This window comes from Streptomyces sp. NPDC001480 (genome assembly GCF_042894725.1).
In the GTDB taxonomy this organism is placed as follows: domain Bacteria; phylum Actinomycetota; class Actinomycetes; order Streptomycetales; family Streptomycetaceae; genus Streptomyces.
In genome coordinates this window covers 1-1060 of sequence record NZ_JBIAVX010000073.1, presented here as the reverse complement: position 1 = coordinate 1060, position 1060 = coordinate 1, and the positions used below count along the sequence as shown (strand labels likewise).

Below are 1060 nucleotides of genomic sequence, written 5' to 3'. Positions count from 1 at the left end.
GACCCTGTTGCCCAATTGACCTCACGCTGCGAGGCCGAGGGCTGCCAGTCGAGAGATGCGGGTGCGTGCGAGGGCGGTTTCGTTCCACCAGGCGTCAAGGCGGATCAAGTTGATGGCGGTTGCTGTGAGAATGTGCGCGAGCCGCGTCTTGGCCAGGCCGACGTAGCGCGTCCGGCGGACGCCGGCGGTCGCAACGGCCTGGTGGATGGTGCCTTCCGCGCCGGCGCGGGCCGCGTAGCGGGCCTTCCACTCGTCGGTGGACTGCTCCGCTCGGACGCGTTCCAACACCGCGTCCTGTTCCTGGGGCCGGACAGTCAGCTGCCGCCCGTACTGGGTGGATCTGGTGCACTGATCGCGCACCGGGCAGGGCGCGCAGGTGGCGGTCGCGAAGCGGATGCGGATCGCATCCCGGCCGTTGTTGTCCACACCCTCCGTCCAGTACCTGCTGGTGGCGCCGGTCGGGCAAAGTGCGTGCTTAGTTTGCCAGTTGATGGTGAAGGCGGACTTGCCGAAGCCTCCGCCCGATGCCGACTGCCGGGTGTTGTTGGACCGGACCGGGCCGACGACGCTTACGCCGCGAGTGGTCGGCGCGGTGAGCAGCAGCTCGGCCGAGGTGTAGCCGGCGTCCAGGAGATGCTCCCCTGGTAAGAGACCCTTGCTGGTGAGTCGGTCGTGGACCTCCTCGACGACCATCGCGTCGTTGACCGTGGCGTCGGTCGTGACAACGTGGGTGACCAAGTGCGGGCGCTTCAACTCCCCAGGGTCGTCACAGCTCTCACTGAGATGAATCTTGTAGCCGACCCAGGCGGATCCGCGCTTCTTGGCGTACCGGGCCTCAGGATCGTAGGGAGAGGCGACCATCGCTCTGCTCGGCGGGAGATCGTCCTTCCCCCGCCAGGTCACCTCCTCTTCGCCGTCGGTGACGGTGCGCGTGAACTGCTGCACCCACACCGTGCGCAGGACGGTGACGGCAGGCACCTGCTGCAGCCATCCTGGCGCTGTCGGCACGAAGACGGATTCGAGCAGGCGGTATCCGTCAGTGGCGATCTGCCGGGCGAGA

At 67.5% G+C, this 1060-nt stretch carries 1 protein-coding gene; it reads right to left on the bottom strand.

Annotation, left to right across the window (positions count from 1 at the left end):
* Window positions 1–21: 21 nt before the first annotated feature.
* Window positions 22–1060, bottom strand: a 1039-nt coding sequence (locus ACFY01_RS46765; protein WP_390741886.1) for a transposase, incomplete at its 5' end; no start/stop codon positions are given.